This is a genomic window from Rhodococcus sp. BE178 (assembly GCF_050433545.1).
Taxonomy (GTDB): Bacteria; Actinomycetota; Actinomycetes; order Mycobacteriales; family Mycobacteriaceae; genus Prescottella.
Genome location: NZ_JBNPXA010000002.1, coordinates 601,920 through 624,333 on the forward strand (window position 1 = coordinate 601,920; position 22,414 = coordinate 624,333).

Genomic DNA, 22,414 nt, shown 5'->3' on the forward strand with positions numbered 1-22,414 from the left:
TTGTTCTAGTTCAAATAGAACAAGTCAGAGCGGCGGGTCGAACGCCTTGATCGGCGGGAGCACCCCGTCGAACCGCTCGACCTGCACCAGTGCGTGCTGCCCGGAGCAGCCGTGCGACAGCCACGAGGCGCCGACGTCCGCGGTCAGCACGTTCGGATTGCCGTGCACGCACATCGAGTCGGGGTCCGCCGGGTCGAGCGGGTCGTACCAGGCCCCGGTGGCCAGTTGCACCACTCCCGCCCGCACCTGGTCGTCGAGCACCACACCCGCGAGACACGCACCGCGGTCGTTGAACACCCGCACCACCTCACCGGCGCCGAGTCCCCGCGCGGCCGCGTCGGACGGATGGATCCGGATCGGCTCCCGCCCACGGATCTTCGACGCCTGACTGACCGCACCGTGGTCCAACTGCCCGTGCAACCGGGTCTTCGGCTGATTGGCGATCAGGTGCAACGGGAAACGCTGCGCCCGCTCGCCGCCGAGCCACTCGTCCGGTTCGTACCAGCGCGGGTGCCCGGCACAGTCGTCGTAGCCGAAACCGTCGATGTCGGCGGAGAAAATCTCGATCCTCCCGCTCGGGGTGGTGAGCGGGTTGCGCTCGGGATCGTCACGGAACTCGGAGAACAGCGACAGACCGTCCTCCGTCCGCATCCGCACGTGCCCGCGCCGCCAGAACTCGCCGAACGGGGGTGCTTCGAGGTGCGCCGGGTCCGTGAGCACGAATCCTCGCCACTGCTCGTACAGGTGCTCGATCCACTGATGTGCGGTGCGGCCCTCGGTGAACCGGGCCCCGAACCCGAGACGGTGCGCGAGCGCGGCGAACGTGTCGTAGTCGTCGCGCGCATCGGCGTACCGGGGCACCGCGCGGTGCATCGCGACCAGCAGCGGATCGTTGCGGGTGCACGCGAGATCGTCGCGTTCGAGCGATGTGGTCGACGGCACCACTATGTCAGCGTGCCGGGCCATCGGCGTCCAGTACGGCTCGTGCACGACGATCGTGTCCGGTCGGGCCAGCGCACGCCGCAGCCGGGCCAGGTCCTGATGATGGTGGAACGGATTGCCGCCGGCCCAGTGCACGAGTCGGATGTCCGGGTAGGTGAGGCGTCGGCCGTCGTAGTCGAACTCCTCCCCCGGATGCAGCAGCAGGTCCGAGATCGCCGCGACGGGGATGAAGTCCGGGACGGGGTTGGCGCCCTGGAACAGCGTCGGCAGCGGGTACGGCACCGGCGCCAGCCCGGGTTCGTTCATCGATCCGTAGCCGTGCCCGAATCCGCCTCCGGGAAGCCCGATCTGGCCGAGCATCGCCGCGAGCGTCACGCCCATCCACGGGGCCTGCTCGCCGAACCGGACGCGCTGCAGCGACCACGTCACCGTCACCATCGTGCGTCCGCCGGCCATCCGTCGGGCCAGCGCGGCGATCTGCTCCGCCGGGACGCCGGAGAGTGCCGACGCCCAGCCCGGCGTCTTGGGCACGCCGTCGGTGCGTCCCAGGAGATAATCCTCGAATCGGTCGTACCCCACGCAGTAGCGGCTCAGGAATGCCTTGTCGTGCAATCCCTCCGACGCCAGTACGTACGCGAGCGCGAGCATGATCGCGACGTCGGTGCCGGGGATCGGTGCGATCCACTCGCACCGGCCGTGCAGGTCGTCGCGCAGCGGGCTGATCGAGACCACCTCGCCGCCGCGATCCCGAAATCGGTCGAGGGCACCGCGCGTGGGATGTGCGCTGGTGCCGCCGCTGTTGACGGCGGTGTTCTTGAGCGGCACGCCGCCGAAGCACACCATCAGATCGGTGTGGTCGGCGATCACGTCCCAGTTGGTGGAGCGGGCGAACAGCTTCCAGTGGGTGCCCACCACGCGCGGCATGATGACGCCGGTAGCGCCGAGCGAATAGCTGTGCACCGAGCGGGTGTAGCCGCCGAGCATGTTGAGGAAGCGGTGGATCTGGCTCTGCGCATGATGGAATCGTCCGGCGCTGGCCCAGCCGTACGAGCCGCCGAAGATCGCGCGATTGCCGTGGGTGTCGACGACGCGACGCAGTTCGTGCGCCAGCAGATCGAGCAACTCGTCCCACGACACGGCCACGAACTCGTCGGAGCCGCGGACGTCGGACGGCCCGGGCCCCTGCTCGAGCCAGCCGCGGCGGACCGCGGGGCCGGCGATGCGTGAACGGTGGCGCACCGACCCGGGCAGGTTACCCAGAATGGGTGACGGATCAGCGTCCCCGGAGAACGGGTTCACCGCGCTCACGTCGCCGCCGGCGGACTCGACCTCGAACATGCCCCAGTGCGCCATGTGCTGGTACCGCGCCGACGAAGTCACGGCCTCAGTCTTCCAGCCGGACTCAGGGCACGGAGAAGACACCTGTTCCGGCGATGAACTCGAAGCCCGTCGTCATCGATGCGGTCACGAGTCCCGCCCCGGTGAACACGCTGACCGCCTCGCTGTAGGGAAGCACCAGCATCCCGGCGGTTCCGGTGCCGAGGTTCCTCCAGTGCATGTAGTAGCTGCCCTTGACGTTCGGTTGCCCAGGCTCGGTCGGATACAGAGCGGGGAACGTCACCGTCCCCGGCACCTCACCGGTGATCGCCACCGGGTTGAACGAGCAGGGGTTGAAGAAAGTGCTGCAGTTCGTGACGAACGGAACCTGAAAGGTGTTCATGGTGGGTGTGGCCGATGCTTGGGGAATCGGACACATCGCGACACCAATCACGACGCCGACCGTCAGGACACCCGCACCGAGGAACCGTCGTGGACTCCACATCGCATGCCCCTCTCGTGGGCCCGCTGATGTGCTCAGGATACGAGGGCCGAGCCACCTCGCGCCGCGGTACACACGAAACACCCCGCCACCTGTCGGGTGCGGGGTGTGGTCGTATCGGGTCAGGGCAGCGAGTTGACCAGCTGCTCGACGGTGACCCGCGGACCGGTGAAGAACGGGGTCTCCTCACGCACGTGCATGCGGGCCTCGGTAGCGCGCAGGTCGCGCATCAGGTCGACGATGCGGTCCAGCTCCGGGGCCTCGAACGCGAGGATCCACTCGTAGTCGCCGAGCGCGAACGCCGGGATCGTGTTGGCGCGGACATCCGGGTAGGTGCGGCCGGCCATGCCGTGATCGGCGAGCATCTTGCGACGGTCGGCGTCGGGCAGCAGGTACCACTCGTACGAGCGGACGAACGGGTACACGCAGATGTAGTCGCCCGCATCCTCGCCGGCGATGAAGGCCGGAACGTGGCTCTTGTTGAACTCGGCGGGACGGTGCAGCGCGACGTTGGACCACACCGGGTCGCTCACCTGGCCGAGGTCGGTGGTGCGGCGGAAGTCCTTGTACAGCTTCTGCAGATCATCGAGGCGCTCCGCGTGCGTCCAGATCATGAAGTCGGCGTCGGCGCGGACGCCGGCGACGTCGTAGATGCCGCGCACGACGACGTCGGTGTCCTCGAACGAGTCGAAGAACGCCTGCGCCTGCTTCACGGCTGCGGCGCGGTCGTCACCGAGGACGCCGGGCTGCACCTGGAAGACGGAGAACATCGCGTAGCGAAGGGTGGAATTGAGCTTGTCGAAATCGAGGCGTGCCATGCCGCTCATCCTGCCACTCGGGCCGCGAGCCGTGTCGCCGCCGTCGTCGCGGACGCCACGCATGCCGGGACGCCGACTCCGTGCAGGTACGCACCCGCGATCTCGAGCCCGTCCACGTCGGCCGCGGCGGCCTCGATCGCGGCCACCCGATCCAGGTGACCGGGTGCATACTGCGGCAGCCCGCCGTGCCAGCGCGCGACGATCGCGTCGACCGGGTCGGCGCGCACGCCCGTGACGGTCTCCAGATCGGCGCGGGCCTTCGCGATCAACTGCTCGTCGGTGGAATCGACGACGGCGGCGTCCCCGAACCGTCCGTACGACGCCCGCACCAGCGTGACGTCCCGGTCGGCCAGGTGCGGCCACTTGCGGCTCGACAGCGTGAACGCCTTCGCGCCCAACGACTCCCCCGTCGCGACGAGGACCCCGGAGTTCTCCGGGACACCGGCGTCGGTGGGCAGGGCAAGCGCGACGACCGCGGAGGATGCGAGTTCGATGCCGCGGGCCGCCTCGGCCAGCAGGGGTGCGGCGTCGGCGACCAGGCCGACCATCTGCGGCGCCGGCACCGCGAGCACGATCCCGTCGACGTGGCCGAGGGGATCGATCCACCAGCCGTCCTCGTCCCGGCGCAGGCCGGTCGCGGACGCGTCCAGGACCATCTCGGGTGCGGCGGCGTCGCGCAGCGCGGCGAGCAGGACGCCGTAGCCGTCGCGCAGGGCGCCGAACACCGGCCCCGGGGACGGTGTCGGCAGCGCCGCCCGCACGGCCGCGGACAGGCTCGGGGCACCCGAGTCGAGCGCGGCGGCCAGCGTCGGCAGCGCGGCCCGGACCCCGATCGAGTCCGACAACCCCGAATAGACGCCACCGAGGAGCGGATCGACCGACCGGCGCACCACCTGCTCACCGAAACGGCCGCCGACCAGGGTCGCGACGTCCACATCGGCCGCCGGATCCCACTCGAACGGCACGGTCGGCTCGGCGACGATGCGCGCGAGGGTGTCCGCGTCGACAAGTCCGGCCATCGACTGCGGATCCGACGGGATGCCCATCAGCGTCCGTGAGGGCAACGGGTGGAGCGAGCCCTGCGACCAGATCAGCGGCGATCGTCCCGCCGGATGGACCAACTGGTCCTGCAGGCCCAGCTCGACGATGAGGTCCGCAACCTCCGGGCGGCGCGCGATGAACGCCTCGGCGCCCACGTCGACGGGATCGCCCGCGAGATCGACGGTCCGCAGCTTGCCACCGGTCCGTGAGCCCGCCTCGACGACGGTGATCCGGGCGCCGTCACCGAGCCGCTGCCGTAGCCGATAGGCCGCGACGAGCCCGGTGACGCCGCCACCGACGACCGCTACCGAGACGCGCCGACCGGTCACAACGAATGCACCAGCTCCACGACGTCGGTGAGCACGGCCGGATCGGTCTCCGGCAGCACGCCGTGGCCGAGGTTGAAGATGTGCCCGGTGGCGCCGGCCGCGATCGCGGCGTCCGCCTCCGCGGCGATGCGCCGCACCTGCTTCTCGATCGCGGGCCAGCCCGCGAACAGGACGGCGGGATCGAGGTTGCCCTGCAGCCCCTTGCCTGGCCCGACGCGGCGGGCGGCGACGTCCAGCGGGATCCGCCAGTCGACGCCGACGACGTCGGCGCCGGCCTCGCCCATCGCACCGAGGAGTTCACCGGTCCCGACACCGAAGTGGATGCGCGGCACCTGGGCCGACTCGACCTCGGCGAACACCCGCTCCGAGTGCGGCAGCACGAACTCGCGGTACTCGGCCAGCGACAGCGCGCCCGCCCACGAATCGAACAACTGGACCGCGTCGACGCCGGCATGCAGCTGCGCCTGCAGGAACGCGATGGTGGTGTCGGTGATGGTGCCGAGGAGCGCGTGCCAGGTCTTGGGATCGGCGTGCATGAGCGCCTTGGTGCGCTCGTGGTTGCGACTCGGGCCGCCCTCGACCAGGTACGACGCGAGCGTGAACGGGGCACCGGCGAAACCGATCAGCGGCGTCTCGCCGAGCTCGGCGGTGAGCAGCCGGACAGCCTGCGACACGGCGCCGACCTCGTCGGGAACCAGGCGGGGCAGCGCCGCGACGTCGGCGGTGGTCCGCACGGGGTTCGCGACGACGGGTCCGACACCGGCCACGATGTCGAGGTCGATGCCCGCAGCCTTCAGCGGAACGACGATGTCGGAGAACAGGATCGCCGCGTCGACCTTGTGCCGCCGCACGGGCTGCATCGTGATCTCGCAGACCAACTCGGGATCGAAGCAGGACTCGAGCATCCCGATTCCCGCCCGGATCTCCCGGTACTCCGGCAACGAGCGTCCGGCCTGACGCATGAACCACACGGGTCGATGCTTCACCGGACGGCCGGTGGCCGCCGCCAACAACGGTGCGTCGCCCAGGACCCGTCGAGACGGGTACTCGGCACGCCCGGTCATACCTGCATTCGTATCTTCCAAGCCGCTCATCGGGCTCCATGCTGCCATGGCCCGGCGCCGGGGCGGAATCGGCGCGCCTCCGACGCCCTACCAGGTGCGGCGTCTAACGTCCGCTGGTGTGACGACCCCGGGATTACCCAACGAACCAGCCCAGTTCCGCGCCGCTGTCGACGCGATGAACTCGGCCGAGGTTCACCCGGATATCGAGCTCGGCCCGATCCGTCCCCCGCAGCGCCTCGCGCCGTTCAGCTACGCGATCGGCGCGGAGGTCCGCCACCCCGACGACGCGGCCGTCGCGGAGCAGTCCGAAGGGGACGCATTCGGACGCCTGATCCTGCTTCACGATCCCGACGGCGACGAGGCGTGGAACGGCACCATGCGGCTGGTCGCCTACATCCAGGCCGACCTCGAGCCGGCCCTCGCCGCCGATCCCCTCCTCCCCGAGGTTGCGTGGAGCTGGCTGGTCGACGCCCTCGACGAGCGGGCCGACGAGGTGGTCGCGCTCGGCGGCACGGTGACGGCGACCAGCTCGGTACGGTACGGCGACATCGCGGGGCCACCGCGGGCCCATCAACTCGAGCTCCGGGCGTCGTGGACGGCGACGTCCACCGCCCTGGCCTCCCACGTCGAGGCCTTCTGCGAGGTCCTCGCCTACGCCGCCGGCCTGCCGCCGGCCGGAATCGCGAGGCTGGGTCGGCGGCCCTGAGCCGCAGCGGCCACCGATCGCTACACCTCGACGCCGCTCCATCCGCTAACCCGTCCCTTCCTCGTCCACATCGTCCGCATCCACGGTGTCCGCTGCGCCGGCTCGGGTGCCGGCATGCCCCGGGACGCCCGCCGACAGCCGGCGGGCGTGCGCCCAGTCGAGGAAGTCGGCGACACCCTGCGCCACCCGGAAACTCCGGATGGACGGGAAGATGTCGAACGCGTGCTGGGCGCCCCGCAGCTCGGCGTACGCCACCGGATTCGCCGACACCTCACGCAGACGATCGACGAACTCGCGGGCCTCGGCGACGGGAATGAACGAGTCGCTGGTCCCGTGCACCACGAAGAACGGGGGCGCGTCCTCGCGCAGGTGCGCACGCGGCGACGCCGCGAGGTAGTCCCGCGGGAACTGCGCCTTCTTGCCCAGCACCATCGGTGAGAGCGCGGATTCGACCCGCTGACGTGTCGCCTTGATCCCCGTCTCCCCCGCGAAGTCGTACACGCCGTAGTGCGGGGCGCACGCCTGGACCGAGGTGTCCGCATCCTCGAAACCGGGTTGCAGGCCGGCGTCGCCACCCGTCAACGCCAACATCGCTGCCAAGTGGCCGCCGGCCGAACCGCCGGTGACAGCGATGAAATCGGGATCCCCGCCGAACCGGGCGACATTGCCGCGCAACCACGAGACCGCCCGCTTGATGGCGATGAGGTGCTCCGGCCACACCGCCTTCGGCGACAGCGGATAGTTGATCGCGGCGCACACCCACCCACGCGACGCCATCTCCAGCATCAGCGGGATGCCCTGATGATCCTTGGTGCCGATGACCCACCCGCCACCGTGGATCTGCAGCAGGACAGGCGCATTCGCCGGAGTGTCCCGGCGGTGGTAGATGTCGATCCGGAATCGTCGACCGCCGGGCGCATAGTCCAGGTTCTTCACCCGCACGACGTCGTCCCGGCGCATCCGGAACGGGAACGCCAACTGCCGCCACGGCGTCTGCGGGACCGGACGCGCCGCGCCGCCCACCGATCGATAGTCGGGTCCCAACGCCGATTCGAGCGCCGACTCCACCTCGGCCCGCGCCCCACGTCCGGTCGCGATCACGGCTGCGAGTCCCGCGATCGAAGCCCCGGCGGCGGCGAGTCCGACGGCGTCGCCGCGACTCCGGACGCCGTGGCGGGCGACGTGGACAGCAGCATCGGCCGCGGTCGCAGCAAGCAACTGAGGAGCGAGTTCCGTGGTCAGCCATCCGGACAGGAACGTCGGCACCGACATCGGCATCCCCGGCACCGGTCGCAGCGCGTTGGCCGTCAGCGCAGCATTTGCCACCTGACGTAACAGGAACCTGTTATCAATCCTCATAAACCTATTTAACCATGATGTTTGTCACAACGCCCACGTAAAAATGGAACAGGTTCTACCGTTAGCTGCATGGAGAGACTCAGTGGATTGGATGCCAGCTTCCTCTATCTCGAAACCCCGACCCAGATGCTTCACGTGTGTGGCCTCATCATTCTCGACGGGTCCACCATCCCGGGTGGCTATTCTTTCGCAAAGCTGCGAGACGAGTTGGCCGTTCGCGTCAAATCGATGCCGAGCTTCAAGCGTCGACTCAAGGACACGCGCTTCAACCTGGACCACCCCGTGTGGGTCGACGACACCGACTTCGACATCGATCGCCACTTCCACCGGATCGCGGTACCCGCGCCGGGCGGCCGTGACGAGCTTTCGGAAATGTGCAGTTCGATCGCCAGCCAGCCCATGGACCGCACCCGCCCGCTGTGGGAAATGTTCGTCATCGAGGGCCTCGAAGACGGCTCGGTAGCCGTGATGTCGAAGATGCACCACGCCAACGTCGACGGTGTCACCGGCTCCAACCTCATGTCACAGCTCTGCGGGCTCGAGCCCGACGCCCCCAGGCCCGAGTTCGATCAGCTTCCCGAGGGAGCCGGTCGCGCGAGCTCACTCGACATCGCCGTCAACGGCCTGCTGTCGTTCGCCACGCGACCATTGAAGATGGCGAAGCTGCTCCCGGACAGCGTGTCGCTGCTGCCGAACTGGATCGGGCGGGCCCGCAAGGGCGAGGCGATGCCGACGCCGTTCACCGCGCCGCGCACGTCGTTCAACGGCGCGATCACCGGACGCCGGACCATCGCGTACAACGAACTGAGCCTCGACGACGTCAAGCTCGTCAAGAACGCTTTCGGCGTCAAGGTCAACGACGTCGTGCTGACGATGTGCGCCGGCGCGCTGCGCAAGTACCTCGAGGACCGCAACGAACTCCCCGACAGCTCACTGGTCGCGACGGTACCGGTCTCCGTCCACGACAAGTCGGACCGTCCGGGCACCAACCAGATCTCGGTCATGTTCACCCAGCTCGGGACCGACATCGCCGATCCGGTCGAGCGGCTGCACTTCATCGCCGAGCACAACGCGATCAACAAGGACCACCACAACGAGGCGCTGGGCGCGACCCTGCTGCAGGACTGGGCGCAGTTCGCGGCGCCGGCCACGTTCGGCAGCGCGATGCGGGTGTACTCCAAGCTGAAGCTGGCCGAGCGTCACCCCGTGGTGCACAACCTCGTGGTCTCGAACGTCCCCGGCCCGCCGATGCCGCTCTACTTCCTGGGCGCGCGCATCAAGCAGATGTATCCGCTCGGACCGGTCTTCCACGGCGCCGGCCTCAACGTGACGGTGATGTCGCTCGAGGGCCGACTCGACGTGGGCCTGGTCTCCTGCAAGGAACTCGCGCCGCACCTGTGGGATCTGGCGGACGCGTTCCCGGCGGCCCTGGCCGAACTCGTCAAGGCCGCACGCGCGCAAGCACGGAAGAAGAAGCAGCCAGCAGTCCCTCGGTGAACGGCCCGGCGTTCATGACGCACGACGAGTGACCGCAGTCCACCTCGTACGTGGCGGCGCCGGCGATCTGGCGAGCGAGCCAGCGCTGGCGCCGCGGGGGGATGATCAGGTCCTTCGTGGGCACCACGACGGCGGTGGGGACGTCGATGTCGCCGACCCACGCCGTCGAATCGAACTTGCCGATCTCGGCGGTGGCCCGACCGATCGCGCCGTAACTGGTCTCCCGGAACTGGGAGTACGCCCACACCCGATCTCCGCCGAACCGCGGCCCGCCGACCGGGACCGGACCGGGACGCGGCTTGAGTGCACCGAGCCCCGCACTGAGCGATTCGAGCGCCACCCGTTCACGCGAGTTCCGCTTGAAGTGCGCCGCGCCCGCGCACAGCACCAGACCCGCGACGCGGTCGCGGTGCCGCTTCCACGTGAGCTGCGAGACCAACGAACCCATCGAGTACCCGACCGGCACGACACGGTCGAGCTCCAGAGTGTCGGCGAGCGCGACGACGTCGTCGGCGCAGTCCTCGAGCGTGAATCGCTCCGAGCGGATGCCACGCCCGTGCCAACGCTGATCGAGGACCACCACCCGCGACTTCGCCGCGAGCTTGGCGATGGCCGGGTACCACGTCAGCGTGCCGGTGCACGCGAGCGCGTGCAGCAGCACCAGCGTCGGCTTTCCACGGTTCTCCGGGGTGGCACCCGTATCGATGACGTAGGTGCTGCCCCGGCCCGGTAACTCCACCATGGACCCGGCCGGCACCTCGCCGACGGGAGCGACGGCGGCCGCAAGGTTGAGCATCGATCTGCCTTCCGATCAGGTGTCCTCGATCCGCCCGGAGAAGCCGAGCGGACAAAACTGAAACTCGTTCTACCTCATGGGCCGCACCGCCCGCGAGCGATTCCGACATTCCGCCCGGGCGCACCGACGGGCCGGTCGGTGCGCCGACCAGGCACCGTCACCCGCCGGAGTGGTCTTGGTCACATGTTCAACTTTTTGACAGAATTGCCGCGCGACGCGCAGATCTCGACGTGAGATCGCGCCCTCGCCACGTAGAGTTGCCCCCTATGCCAGATACCACCGAGCCCACCCCCGTCCCCGTACCACTATTGGTTCCGGCAAACGGGGTGCCGCCGGTGATCGAGACGGCCGACGGCGTCCGCGACGCCGCCGAGCGCATCGCCGCGGGCACCGGCCCCCTCGCCGTCGACGCGGAGCGCGCGTCCGGATTCCGCTACTCGTCCCGCGCGTACCTGGTGCAGTTGCGGCGGGCCGGCGCCGGCACGTTCCTGCTCGATCCGATTCCGACGTCGGAGGATCTGGCACCACTTCGTGACGCGATCAACGACCTCGAGTGGGTGCTGCACTCCGCCGACCAGGATCTGCCGTGTCTCGCCGAGCTCGGCCTCGAACCGGCCGCACTGTTCGACACCGAACTGGCCGGACGGCTCGCCGGCTTCGAACGCGTGGGCCTGGCCGCGATCGTCGAACGCACGCTCGGGCTCGAGCTCCGCAAGGGTCACGGGGCGGCCGACTGGTCGTCGCGTCCGCTGCCCGACGCGTGGCTCAACTACGCAGCCCTCGACGTCGAGGTGCTCCTCGAGCTCCAGGACGCCATGGCGAAAGAGCTTGCATCCCAGAACAAGACGGAGTGGGCGAGGCAGGAGTTCGAGCACGTCCGGCTCGCCGGACCGCCGCAGCCCAAGCCGGAGCGGTGGCGGCGAACGTCACAGATCCACAGCCTCAAGAGCCCCCGCCAACTCGCCGCGGTCCGCGAGTTGTGGACCGCGCGCGACGAGGTGGCCCGCAAGCGCGACATCTCCCCCAGTCGCATCCTGCCGGACTCGGCGATCGTCGCCGCGGCGAGCGCCGATCCCAAGAGCATGGAGACGCTACGGGCCCTGCCCGTCTTCGGCGGACCGCGCCAGCGCCGGTCGTCACGGCTGTGGCTGTCCGCTCTCGAGCGCGCCCGTGCGCTGCCGCAGACGGAACTGCCCCCGATCAATCAGCCCTTCACCGGGCCGCCGCCGCCCAGCCGATGGGCCAAGCGCGACCCCGAGGCGGCCGCACGCCTGAACGCCGCCAAGGCCGGCATCACCGAACTCAGCGAGCGAGTGCAGGTGCCTGTCGAGAACCTGCTCAGCCCCGACCTGGTGCGTCGGATCTGCTGGGAGCCGCCGGTCGACGAGTCGGATCCCTCGGCGGCGATCGACGCGGCTCTCGCGGTGGGCGGCGCGCGTCCGTGGCAGCGCGAACTGACCGTGCCCATCCTCGCGGAAGCGGTCCGGGCACAGCCCTGAACTGCGTCGATGGGGTCAGCTACGCCCCGTATGTTACCGGCGGGTAATTAGCGCTACAGTGGTGCGTGTCGGGTCTTCGACTCGGCGTGACCGCTCCACTCCCGCCAGGAGGAATCCAGCGTGGCTGCATCCGCTACCCAGAGAAACGTCGTCTTCGTCGACGGCATCCGCACGCCGTTCGGCAAGGCCGGCCCGAAGGGCATCTACGCCGAAACTCGGGCCGACGACCTGGTCGTCAAGGCCATCCGTGAGCTGCTGCGCCGCAACCCCCAGCTCGATCCTTCGCGGATCGACGAGGTGGCGATCGCCGCGACCACCCAGACCGGCGACCAGGGCCTGACCATCGGCCGCACGTCCGCGATCCTCGCGGGTCTACCCGAGACGGTCCCGGGCTTCGCGATCGACCGCATGTGCGCCGGCGCGATGACCGCCGTCACCACCACCGCGTCGGGCATCGGCTTCGGCCAGTACGACGTCGTGATCGCCGGCGGCGTCGAGCACATGGGCCGCCACCCGATGGGGCAGGGCGCCGACCCGAACCCCCGCTTCCTCGCCGACCGCCTGGTCGACCCGAGCGCACTGGTGATGGGCAACACCGCCGAGAACCTGCACGACCGGTTCCCGAGCATCACCAAGGAACGCACCGACGCCTACGCCGTCGCGTCGCAGAACAAGTACGAGGCCGCCAAGAAGGCTGGTTTCATCGCCGACACCCTGGTGCCGGTCGCCACCCGTTCCGAGGCGGGCTGGGGCCTGGCCACCGAGGACGAGCCGCCGCGCCCGGGCACGACGCTCGAGGACCTGGCCAAGCTCAAGACCCCGTTCCGGCCGGCCGGCCGCATCACCGCCGGTAACGCGGCGGGCCTCAACGACGGCGCCACCGCCGCGATCCTCGCCGGTGAGGACATCGCCCGCGAGCTGGGCCTGCCCGTCGGCATGCGCATGGTCGGCTTCGCCTTCCAGGGCGTCGACCCCGCCGTCATGGGCATAGGTCCCGTCCCCGCGACCGAGAAGCTGCTCGCCCGCACCGGCATGAAGATCGAGGACATCGGTCTGTTCGAGATCAACGAGGCGTTCGCCGTGCAGGTACTCGCCTTCCTCGAGCACTTCGGTATCGCCGACGACGATCCGCGGGTCAACCAGTGGGGCGGTGCCATCGCGTGCGGCCACCCGCTGGCTTCCTCGGGTGTCCGCCTGATGACCCAGCTCTCGCGCCAGTTCGCGCAGAACCCGGACGTCCGCTACGGCCTGACCACGATGTGCATCGGCCTCGGCATGGGCGGCACCGTCATCTGGGAGAACCCCAATCACAAGGACTACGCAGCCGACGAAGCGGGAGCCAAGTAAATGACCGACATTGCATCCGCTTTCGCCGACGAAGTCGTCACGAACGCCTACACCAAGCTGATCTCGGTGCCCGGCATCGAGGGTCCGGTCGCACTGGTCACCCTCGACAACGGCTTCGATCACACCAAGCCGAACTCCTTCGGCCCGCGGGGCCTGCTGGCGTTCGACAAGGCGCTCGACGAGGCCTTCGCCGCCAACCCGGCCGCCATCGCCGTCACCGGTAAGCCCTTCATCTTCGCGGCCGGCGCGGATCTCAAGGGCGTCCCGAGCATCAGCACCCGCGAGCAGGGCGTCGAGCTCGGCCAGCTGGGGCACCGTGTGTTCCGTCGTCTGCGCGAGTCGTCGGTGCCGACGTTCGCGTTCGTGAACGGCGTCGCGCTCGGCGGCGGCCTCGAGGTGGGTCTGCACTGCCACTACCGCACCTTCGCCGACAACGTCGGCGCGCTCGGGCTGCCCGAGGCGATGCTCGGCCTGGTTCCCGGCTGGGGCGGAACCCAGTTGCTGCCCAACCTGATCGGGCCGTCGAATGCGGTCACCGTCGCGGTCGAGAACCCGCTCAACAACGGCAAGGTCATAGGCTCGAAGAAGGCCCTCGAGCTCGGCATCGCCGACGTCGTGCTCGGCTCCGCCGACTTCATCGAGCAGTCCCTCGCGTGGGCCGCACAGGTTCTCGCCGGCGACATCACGCCCGCGCGACCGGAGATCGACCGCGGCGCCGGCTGGGACGAGGCCATCGCCCGCGCCAAGGCGATCGTCGAGGGCAAGACCAAGAACAACGCGCCCGGCGCGGTGCGCACGGTCGAACTGCTCGAGCTGGCCCGCACCACCGACCTCACCGACTCGAAGTCCCTCGACGCCGGGTTCGCCGCCGAGGACAACGCCCTCGCCGACCTGCTCATGACCGACGAGTTGCGCGCCGGCCTGTACGCGTTCGACCTGGTGAACAAGCGCGCCAAGCGCCCCGCCGGAGCGCCCGACAAGTCGTTGGCACGCAAGGTCACCGGTGTCGGCATCGTCGGTGCCGGCCTGATGGCGAGCCAGCTGGCAATGCTGTTCGTCAAGCAGCTCAAGGTGCCGGTCATCCTCACCGACATCGACCAGGAGCGCATCGACAAGGGCGTCGGCTACGTCCACGGCGAGATCGACAAGCTGCTGGCCAAGGGCCGGCTGTCGCCGGACGGCGCGAACCGCCTCAAGGCGCTGGTGACCGGCTCGCTCGACAAGGCCGCGTTCGCGAAGACCGACTTCGTCATCGAGGCCGTCTTCGAGAACATGGACGTCAAGAAGAAGGTGTTCGCCGAACTCGAGGAGCACATCTCCCCCGAGACGGTCCTGGCGACCAACACCTCGTCGCTGTCGATCACGGAGATGGCTGCCGACCTGAAGCATCCCGAGCGCGTGGTCGGCTTCCACTTCTTCAACCCGGTCGCGGTGCTGCCGCTGCTCGAGGTCATCAAGGGTGAGCAGACCGACGATGCCACCCTCGCAACGGCGTTCGCCACCGCCAAGGCGCTCAAGAAGTCGGCCGTCGGATCCGCCGACCTGCCGGGCTTCGTCTTCAACCGCCTGCTGATCCGCGCGCTCGGCGAGGTCATGAACGCGGTCGACGAGGGCACCCCGTTCGACGTCGCCGACAATGCGATCGCCGAACTCGGCATGCCGATGACGCCGTTCACGCTGCTCGCGCTCGTCGGCCCGGCCATCGCACTGCACACCGGCGAGACCCTCAACGCGGCCTACCCGGAGCGCTTCAAGCCGTCCCCCGGACTCGAGGCCATCGTCGAGGCCCGCAAGCCCGGCGTGTGGTCCTGGACCGACAAGGGCCAGGTCGTCGACCCTGAGGTCGCGACGCTGTGGCAGCAGGGCGACAAGCCGTCCACGTCGGACGAGGTGCTCGAGCGCACGCGTCGCGCGTTCGCCGAGGAGATCCGGATCATGCTCGAGGAGGGCGTCGTCGCCGGTCCCGAGGACATCGACCTGTGCCTGATCCTGGGCGGCGGCTTCGGCTTCTGGAACGGTGGCATCACGCCGTACCTGGACCGGACCGGAACGTCGGAGGCCGCGAACGGCAGGACGTTCCTGGCCAAGGGTGTCGCGAGCGTCTAGCCCGACCCGTCACGAGAGGAGCGCGTCCCCGAGATTGGGGCGCGCTCCTCTTCGCATCGACGGGGTACCGGTCAGGAGATCGCATCCTCAGGAAGCGACTCCCGTGCCGGGATCGTTTCCGGCTCCGGCGACTCCGGAACGACGGAGGTATCCGGGTCCGCGAGATCGCGCACGTCGCCCCGGGCCAGTTCGCTGTCGAGGATCGGTTCGCCCAGCCCGACCTTCTCCTGGATGCGCTTCATCCAGGCAGGCGCCCACCAGCAGTCGTCGCCGAGCAGCTTCATCACCGCCGGCACCAGGAACATGCGGATCAGGGTCGCGTCGATGACGAGCGCCGAGATCATGCCGTACGCGATGTACTTCATCATCACCAGCTCGGAGAATCCGAACGCGCCGGTGACGACGATCAGGATCAGTGCGGCCGCGGTGATGATCCGGCCGGTGTGCGCGGTACCGATCCGGATGGCCTCGGTGGTACTCGCACCCTGCGATCTGGCCTCGACCATGCGGGAGAGCAGGAACACCTCGTAGTCGATGGACAGGCCGTAGACGATCGCGACGATCAGCACCAGCATCGGCGACGTGATCGGTCCGGGCGTGAAGCCCAGCACGCCCGAGCCGTGACCGTCGACGAACACCCAGGTGAGGATGCCGAGCGTCGCGCCGAGACCGAGCGCGCTCATCAACACGGCCTTGATGGGCAGCACGAGTGAGCCGAATGCCAGGAACATCAGCAGAGTCGTGACGGTGAGGACCGTGACGATCATGAGCGGCAGGTTGTCGAGCAGTGCACTGATGCTGTCCTGCTCGATCGCCGGGGTGCCGCCGACGAGGACGTCCACGCCGCCCGGGACGTCCATCGCCCGCAGATAGTCGATGGTCGGGGCCGAGTCGTTGCGGTCGACCAGACCGGCCTTGAGGACCTGCACGCCGTCCTTCGCGGGCCCGGTGATCGAGAACTTCTCGACCAGGCCGGGCGCCCCGCTCGCGGTCTTGAGGATCTGGCCCACCTGCATGCCATCGGCGCCGGTGATCACCAGTTTCACCGGTTCGGTGCGATTGCCCGGGAACAGCTCGTCGAACTGCTCCTGCGCCGTCCGCGTCGGGTTGTCGGTCGGCAGATACTCCTCGTTGATGCCACCGAACTTGATACCCGTCAGCGGGACCATCAGCATCAACAGACCGATCACGATCGGGATCGTCACCTTGAGCGGGTTACGCATCACCCACCGCGTCAGGCGACCCCAGACACTGGACTCGATCTCCTCGGTCGACTTGATCTGGCCGAACCGCTTGAGGCCGAACTTGTCGATCCGCCGGCCCAGGATGCTCAGGATCGCCGGCAACACCGTGACCGAGGTGAACGCCGCCAGCAACACCGTCGCGATCGCGCCGTAGGCCATCGACTTCAGGAAGCCCTGTGGGAACAACAGCAGGCCACCGAGACTCGCGATGATCATCGTCGCGGAGAACAACACGGTGCGACCGGCGGTCATGACGCTGCGGCGCACCGCATCCCTGGTGCTGCGCCCGTCGCCGAGTTCCTCGCGGAACCGGCTGACGATGAACAGGCCGTAGTCGATCGCCAGACCCAACCCGATCAGTGAGACCACCGACGCGACGAACGCATTGACCTCGGTGAAATGCGTGATCACCCGCACGATCCCGTTCGCGCCGACGATTGTCAGGCCACCGACGATCAGCGGCAACGCCGCCGCGACCGCGCCTCCGAAGACGAAGAACAGCAGCACCCCGACCGCCGGGATCGCGAGGATTTCCATGCGGTGGATGTCGTTGGCGATCGTGTCGTTGATCGCGCTCGCGACCGGCTGCATGCCGGCGAGTTGGACCTCGACCCCGTCGATCTGGAACGCGTCCTTGATCTCACGGAAGTTGTTGGTGATCGCGGTGTCGTTGTCGCCCTTCAGTGCGATGCTCGCGAGCGCATGGGTGCGGTCCGTCGTTGCAAAAGCCGGCAGCCGCGGCGTGTTCGGTACCGGGAAGTAGCTGCCGTTGATCTTCGCGACCTGGTCGGGGTGGTCCTGCACCAGTCGCTGCAGGCTGTCGGTGACCTTCGCGCTGAAGGCCGGGTCGTCGACCGTCTTGCCGTCGGGGGCGGTGTACATCGCCACGACGTCACCGGTGGCATCCCGGCCGAACGTGCCGTCCGCCAGTCTCGCCGCCGCCACGGACTCCGAGCCGGGATCGTCCAGCCCGCTCTGACTGAGGTGCGCACCCAGCCCGGAACCATAGGCGCCCAGCGCCAACAGTCCGGCCACCATCACCGCAATGACGGTGAAACGGGCCCGGTAGACCAGATCCCCCCAGCGAGCAAACACCTTTGGACTCCTCAGCCCCCGACGAGCAGCGCGGATAGTGGACGGCGGCGGCTGTGACCAGTCGCCGCCGTGGAGCACAGGCCTTCACATTACGGGCCGCCACGGCGTCATACGTTCATGATCGATTTCGCCGCGAGGCGATCGCGTCGGGCCGGACCGACCCACCCCGCCACACAGCCTCCGAGACACAGGTTAGGCTCACCTTCTCCGATCTCGTCGATCCCGAAGGAGTTCCCCGGTGTTCGCTCTCACCACCCGCCGCAAGGTTGCGACGGTCGTCGCCACCCTGAGCGCGACGGCACTGCTCGCGTCCTGCTCGTCGTCGACCGACAGCGATTCCACGACCACGGCCTCCGACGGTGCCTTCCCCGTCACGATCGCGAACACGTTCGGAGAGACCACGATCGAGTCGACCCCCGAGCGGATCGTCACGCTCGGCTGGAACGCCGAGGACGTCGTCTACGCGCTCGGCGGCACCCCGGTGGGCATGCCGAAGAACTCCTACGGCGCCGACGAGAACGGTGTCATGCCGTGGCTGTCGGACAAGTACGACCCCCGCGAGACCACCCTGCTCGACGCCACGTCCTCCACGCCCGTCGAGGCAATCGCCGCGCTGGCACCCGACGCGATCATGGCACCGTACGAGGGCTTCGACCAGGCCACCTACGGCCAGCTGTCCTCCCTCGCACCGACGGTCGCCTATCCCGGCAAGGCGTGGCAGACCACGTGGCAGGACCAGACCACGCTGATCGGTCAGGCGATGGGCAAGTCCGACGAGGCGACCAAGCTCATCGACAGCATGAACACGATGCTCGCCGACACCGCCGCCGCGCACCCCGAGTTCGCCGGCAAGACCCTGTCGGTGATCAACCTCGACACCACCAACGGTCAGGTCAACGTCTACAAGCCGACCGACCCGCGCGTGCAGGTCCTCACCCAGCTCGGGTTCGTGAACTCCCCGGGCGTCGAGAAGCTCGCGGCCGAGAGCGATCCGGACAGCTTCTTCGCCACCATCTCCGCCGAACGCATCACCGAGGTCGACGCGGACGTCGTGGTCGTGTTCGTGCCGGACGAGGGAGAGGCCACGAAGAACCCCACGTACAACTCGCTCGGCGCCGTCCAGCGCGGCAGCGCGGTGCCCCTGCCCAACACCCAGGTGGTTGCGGGCCTCAGCCGTACGGGCGTCCTCGCGACACCGTGGGTGATCGACCGGATCGCCCCGCAGCTGTCGGAGGCCGCGAAGCGGGTTGCGTGACGACTTCGCGTTCGGAGCCGGGCTCGTCCGCGACCGCGGTCAGGAACCGAAGATGCGTCCGAAGGCTTCGAGAAATGCGACAGGCCCCAGGGAGAACATGTAGCTGCTCCCGGTGAACATGGCATCGATCACGTCGGTCACCTCCTCCCGTTCTCGCGGCGTGCGCTGCTCATTCGGCGAAGTTCTGTTCGATCCAGTCGATGGTCTGCATCCCGAACAGGTCAGTGCCCCACCCGTAGAGGTCCGTGAGCATCCGCACCATGCTGCAGTCACTCGGCGCGTACGTCACGTCGGTTCCCCCGGCCCGATACTTGTCGGCGAGTTCCCGTGAGTCCTTTGCCGGCACAAGGGACATCGGTGAGTCGTCCTTGGCGCACGACGTGATGAGAACCTTCGACTTCGGAGCCTCGGTCCCGAGCAGATTGTCGTCGTAGACGTGCTGGAACGCGGGAATGTCGGCCGGGTTCTGCCCACCGACGAAGAGCGTCTCCAATGGAACGAACGGCGCCGTGAAGTACGCGGGCGTCTGGCACTGCGTTCGATACACGTGGGCCAGCGCCCTGCCGACGGGGTTCAGCTTCTCGTCGATCCGCATCTCGGGGTACTTCGGCTCCAGACCGAGCAACGTGGCGAAGGCGAACCCGGAGCCGATCGAACCGTCGGCGGTGCGCATGAAGTTCCGCGTGTTGACCACCATGCCCTCGAGGACGGTGGACCGGATGTCCAACTCCGGGGCGTACTGCGCCTGCGCCTCGGCGGCGAAGCCTGCGCCGACTCCGCCTCCCGCAATACCGAACAGAGAGATCGGGGCGTGTGCGCTGAGCCCCGTGCTCGGGGCCGACACGGCGGCACGAATGGCGTCGAGTTGGGCGTGGCCGGCGTACTTTCCGGCGAAGACGCCGTGCGGGTCGGGGTCGCCGTCGTTGCCGACGTCGGAGATGACCACCGCGTAGCCCTTGCCGAACATCAATGCCAGCGGTCCGAGCGCGGACCAGGCGGCGCCGTCGAGCGGATTCCCGCCGGTCCACTGGGTGCTCGGATGACAGTAGGCGCCGACGCTGTCGTTGGCCTCCTGGTAGCTGATCACCTTCTTCTCCGCTGCGGGCGTGCCGTCGACGGGGATCATCACGATGCCGGTGCTGACCTCGGGTGTGGTTCCGTCGAGTCCGGTCGTCACGTACATCATCTTGTAGGCGTCGATCCTGCCCGGCTTGTAGCCGAGGAACATCATGTCGACCGGCTTGATCTTGAGCACGGTGCCCGGGCGCTCCGCCCCGGTCAGTGGTGGTTCGTCGTAGAAGGAGTCGCGCGACGTCAGCGCCTTGAACGACTCGACTCGCGATGCAGCCGTCCCGGCGTCGAGCGCGCCGACGACGAATCCGTTGAACACCTCGTCGAGGCGCGGCGTCCGCACGTCGGACTGGCCGCCGCCCGACGACGACCCGTCAGCCGACGACGACCCGTCAGCCGATTGGGCGAACGCGCCGACCGGGGCGACCATGATCGCGGCGGTGGCCACCGCCGCGTAGGACAGGATTCGTGTAGCTGCGGAGAGCCTGTGGCCCCGAGTCGCATTGACTGTCATCAGGACACCGTCACTTCCGTGTTCTGCAGGGCGGCCTGCATGATCTGGGGAATGTTGAGCAGCGGTCGATGCGTTTCGAGTTGCGTCTCGTAGGGCACACGTAGCTCGGATTCGAGCTGCGGCCAGTTGTTCTCGACCATGTCCTTGTACTTCGGGAGGAGCTGGGTGGTGATGTAGTCCCATCGCTCGTCGTAGACGGACCAGTTCCACGCCGGGAGCGGACTGGTCAGGGTAGCGGTGCGCCCATCGGGCAGGCGCGAGCTGACTTCGATGGGACGGAACGAGCGTGGCGGCAGTACCCCGGCAACCGACGGCGACCCCGCCACGGTGGACAGGTACGTGATCGCCTGGCCGACGGTGTCCTTGTAGTTGCGAACGGTGTCCCACTGGTCCCGGATGATCACACCTTGTTCCCGCTGCAACAGCGCACCGTTGCCGCGCGCGATCCGGTCCGGATCCTGCGACGCGACATCACGCCACGCGGTCATGATGTCGTCACCGAACAGCCCCGCACGTTGCATCTCTTCGAGGGCGGGGAGCCCACCGGTGACGTAGGCGCGATGCATGGGCATCAGGTCGGAGAAGATGTTCTTCTGCATCACCATGATCATTCCGAGGATGAAATGTAGGTCCTCGCTGGTGATTTCGCTTCCAGCCTCGGCCAGCGCCCGCAGTCCGTCCGAGAGCGAGTCGACGATGTCCGGGCCGGCGACGCCGGTGGCGGCCGCGACCACGGCCCGGGCGGACTGCTGAATCGGCGGGAGGTCGTAGGCGTTCGTCATGAGTTCGAAGTCGATCAGCCCGCCGCCGAAGTCGGCGCCGACCATGCCGCCCATGCCCGCCCACTGCAGTTCGCGGCGCTCCAGCTGCAAGTCCTCGTAGAGGCGGTACGACCTGATCAGGTTGTCCCGGTTCACCGCCACCCCGGCACGCGGATCCCACGCGGCCAGGTCGATCCCCGCGGTGTCGGTGGCCTCCACCAGCCAGTATTGGAAGAGCAATGCCTGATACTCGTGCGGTGCGGCGCCGCTCGCGCGGGCCTCGCCCAGAAGTCGGCTGAGCGTGGCGCGGTCGGTGGGCAGCGCCGGATTGACCCCGCCGGGGCCGTGCGCCGCGTCCCGATTGCTCATCGACAGATTCAGATAGTGGTCGACGTCCGTTTCGGACGCCGCCGCCGGTGTCGACGCCACGCCCCCGACCGCCACGGTCGTCGCGACCAGGACCCCGACCACGCCCGCGACGGACGCGCGCAGGGTCCAGCGCCCCTTCAATCCAGCACTCATGTCGCCCCCCAGGGCTCACTCGGAAATGGCCACCCCGACATGCTCGATCTACGCAGACAATACTTACCGACCGGTTCGAATCATCGGAAATCGTCGATACGACCCACCAAAACTCCTGGATAGCGACAAATGGGATGACTACCCCATTTCAGAACATCGCACCCCCGGCGACCCCATTCGATCACCGTCACGCACATCATTGATCAATCTCGAGGAAACCCGTCGGCGTTCTCTTTTCCAGAAATCAGAACGCTTGCCGGCAGTGATCCGAGCTGCCGGAATCCAGGACACACGCCCGACCTGGCGGCCTATCAGGGGGCGGCGGGGAAGGTCCTCGCTGCCCCGGATCATCTGTCGCCTGCGCGGTTTCCTCCTTTGGCCGAGGTACGTATGGCGCTCGGACGCCTACCCCAGGCACGGAGGTATGCGTCCGAAAACGCTCCGGTATTGGTGTACCCGACCCGCCGGGCGACCTCCGAAACGGTGAGTCGGTGGTTACGCAACAGGTCGTCGGCGACGCTCAGCGTGTCAGCGGCGACAGCAACCGCACCAGGTATCGACTGCGCCCCCTCTCCACGAACCTCAATACCGACTCATGCACGACGGTGAGCGAGATCTTCGAGAACAGG

16 protein-coding genes are annotated in these 22,414 nt (G+C 68.3%); 6 read left to right on the top strand and 10 right to left on the bottom strand.

All coding sequences use genetic code 11. From position 1 onward, the window contains the following. Positions 1-24: 24 nt before the first annotated feature. The 5 genes from J2X34_RS06845 to hemE form a co-directional block, all read right to left on the bottom strand. Positions 25-2,295, bottom strand: coding sequence for a molybdopterin-dependent oxidoreductase (locus tag J2X34_RS06845; RefSeq protein WP_429516434.1), 2,271 nt, complete (start codon positions 2,293-2,295; stop codon positions 25-27). Between the two features lie 49 nt (positions 2,296-2,344). Continuing rightward, entirely contained in the window at positions 2,345-2,764 is a 420-nt protein-coding gene (locus J2X34_RS06850) for a hypothetical protein (RefSeq protein WP_174909836.1), read from the bottom strand. 119 nt (positions 2,765-2,883) lie between these two features. Next, on the bottom strand, positions 2,884-3,579 hold the full coding sequence (hemQ, locus tag J2X34_RS06855) for a hydrogen peroxide-dependent heme synthase (protein WP_429516404.1): 696 nt from the start codon (positions 3,577-3,579) through the stop codon (positions 2,884-2,886). A 5-nt stretch (positions 3,580-3,584) separates the two neighbouring features. Beyond that, positions 3,585-4,949, bottom strand: coding sequence for a protoporphyrinogen oxidase (locus J2X34_RS06860; RefSeq protein WP_429516405.1), 1,365 nt, complete (start codon positions 4,947-4,949; stop codon positions 3,585-3,587). Next, a complete protein-coding gene (gene hemE / locus J2X34_RS06865) occupies positions 4,946-6,013 on the bottom strand; it encodes a uroporphyrinogen decarboxylase (protein ID WP_174909834.1) in 1,068 nt (355 codons plus the stop codon). Before hemE ends, J2X34_RS06860 begins: the two co-directional genes overlap by 4 nt. Positions 6,014-6,131: 118 nt before the next feature. Here hemE and J2X34_RS06870 point away from each other — a divergent pair, with 118 nt between their 5' ends. Then, on the top strand, positions 6,132-6,719 hold the full coding sequence (locus J2X34_RS06870) for a DUF3000 domain-containing protein (RefSeq protein WP_114724190.1): 588 nt from the start codon (positions 6,132-6,134) through the stop codon (positions 6,717-6,719). Between the two features lie 45 nt (positions 6,720-6,764). Here J2X34_RS06870 and J2X34_RS06875 read toward each other — a convergent pair whose 3' ends face one another. Continuing rightward, a complete protein-coding gene (locus J2X34_RS06875) occupies positions 6,765-8,045 on the bottom strand; it encodes an alpha/beta hydrolase fold domain-containing protein (RefSeq protein ID WP_429516406.1) in 1,281 nt (426 codons plus the stop codon). A 102-nt stretch (positions 8,046-8,147) separates the two neighbouring features. Between J2X34_RS06875 and J2X34_RS06880 the strand changes: the two genes are divergently transcribed. After that, positions 8,148-9,575, top strand: a complete 1,428-nt coding sequence (locus J2X34_RS06880; protein ID WP_174909832.1) for a WS/DGAT/MGAT family O-acyltransferase — start codon at positions 8,148-8,150, stop codon at positions 9,573-9,575. Here the strand turns inward: J2X34_RS06880 and J2X34_RS06885 are convergent. Next, complete coding sequence (locus J2X34_RS06885; RefSeq protein WP_114724192.1) at positions 9,520-10,371, bottom strand: alpha/beta fold hydrolase; 852 nt, start codon at positions 10,369-10,371, stop codon at positions 9,520-9,522. The genes J2X34_RS06880 and J2X34_RS06885 overlap by 56 nt on opposite strands. 266 nt (positions 10,372-10,637) lie before the next feature. Between J2X34_RS06885 and J2X34_RS06890 the strand changes: the two genes are divergently transcribed. The 3 genes from J2X34_RS06890 to J2X34_RS06900 all read left to right on the top strand — a co-directional run bounded on the left by J2X34_RS06890 (position 10,638) and on the right by J2X34_RS06900 (position 15,323). Beyond that, positions 10,638-11,870, top strand: coding sequence for an HRDC domain-containing protein (locus J2X34_RS06890; protein ID WP_114724193.1), 1,233 nt, complete (start codon positions 10,638-10,640; stop codon positions 11,868-11,870). 120 nt (positions 11,871-11,990) lie between these two features. Then, complete coding sequence (locus J2X34_RS06895) at positions 11,991-13,217, top strand: thiolase family protein (protein WP_429516407.1); 1,227 nt, start codon at positions 11,991-11,993, stop codon at positions 13,215-13,217. Further along, positions 13,218-15,323 carry a 3-hydroxyacyl-CoA dehydrogenase NAD-binding domain-containing protein gene (locus J2X34_RS06900; protein WP_429516408.1) on the top strand — a complete coding sequence of 702 codons (2,106 nt, stop codon included), beginning with the start codon at positions 13,218-13,220 and terminating at the stop codon, positions 15,321-15,323. Positions 15,324-15,394: 71 nt separating this feature from the next. On the opposite strand, the gene J2X34_RS06905 is transcribed toward J2X34_RS06900, so the two are convergent. Continuing rightward, on the bottom strand, positions 15,395-17,662 hold the full coding sequence (locus J2X34_RS06905; RefSeq protein ID WP_429516409.1) for an MMPL family transporter: 2,268 nt from the start codon (positions 17,660-17,662) through the stop codon (positions 15,395-15,397). A 238-nt stretch (positions 17,663-17,900) separates the two neighbouring features. Here J2X34_RS06905 and J2X34_RS06910 point away from each other — a divergent pair, with 238 nt between their 5' ends. After that, positions 17,901-18,917 (top strand): iron-siderophore ABC transporter substrate-binding protein, encoded by a 1,017-nt coding sequence (locus tag J2X34_RS06910; protein ID WP_429516410.1) that lies wholly within the window; start codon positions 17,901-17,903, stop codon positions 18,915-18,917. 169 nt (positions 18,918-19,086) lie between these two features. Here the strand turns inward: J2X34_RS06910 and J2X34_RS06915 are convergent, their stop codons facing one another. Both J2X34_RS06915 and J2X34_RS06920 read right to left on the bottom strand, forming a co-directional pair. Further along, positions 19,087-20,502, bottom strand: coding sequence for a lipase family protein (locus J2X34_RS06915; protein ID WP_429516411.1), 1,416 nt, complete (start codon positions 20,500-20,502; stop codon positions 19,087-19,089). Further along, positions 20,502-21,785 carry a hypothetical protein gene (locus J2X34_RS06920; protein ID WP_429516412.1) on the bottom strand — a complete coding sequence of 428 codons (1,284 nt, stop codon included), beginning with the start codon at positions 21,783-21,785 and terminating at the stop codon, positions 20,502-20,504. The genes J2X34_RS06915 and J2X34_RS06920 overlap by 1 nt, the downstream gene beginning before the upstream one ends. Between the last annotated feature and the right edge of the window lie 629 nt (positions 21,786-22,414).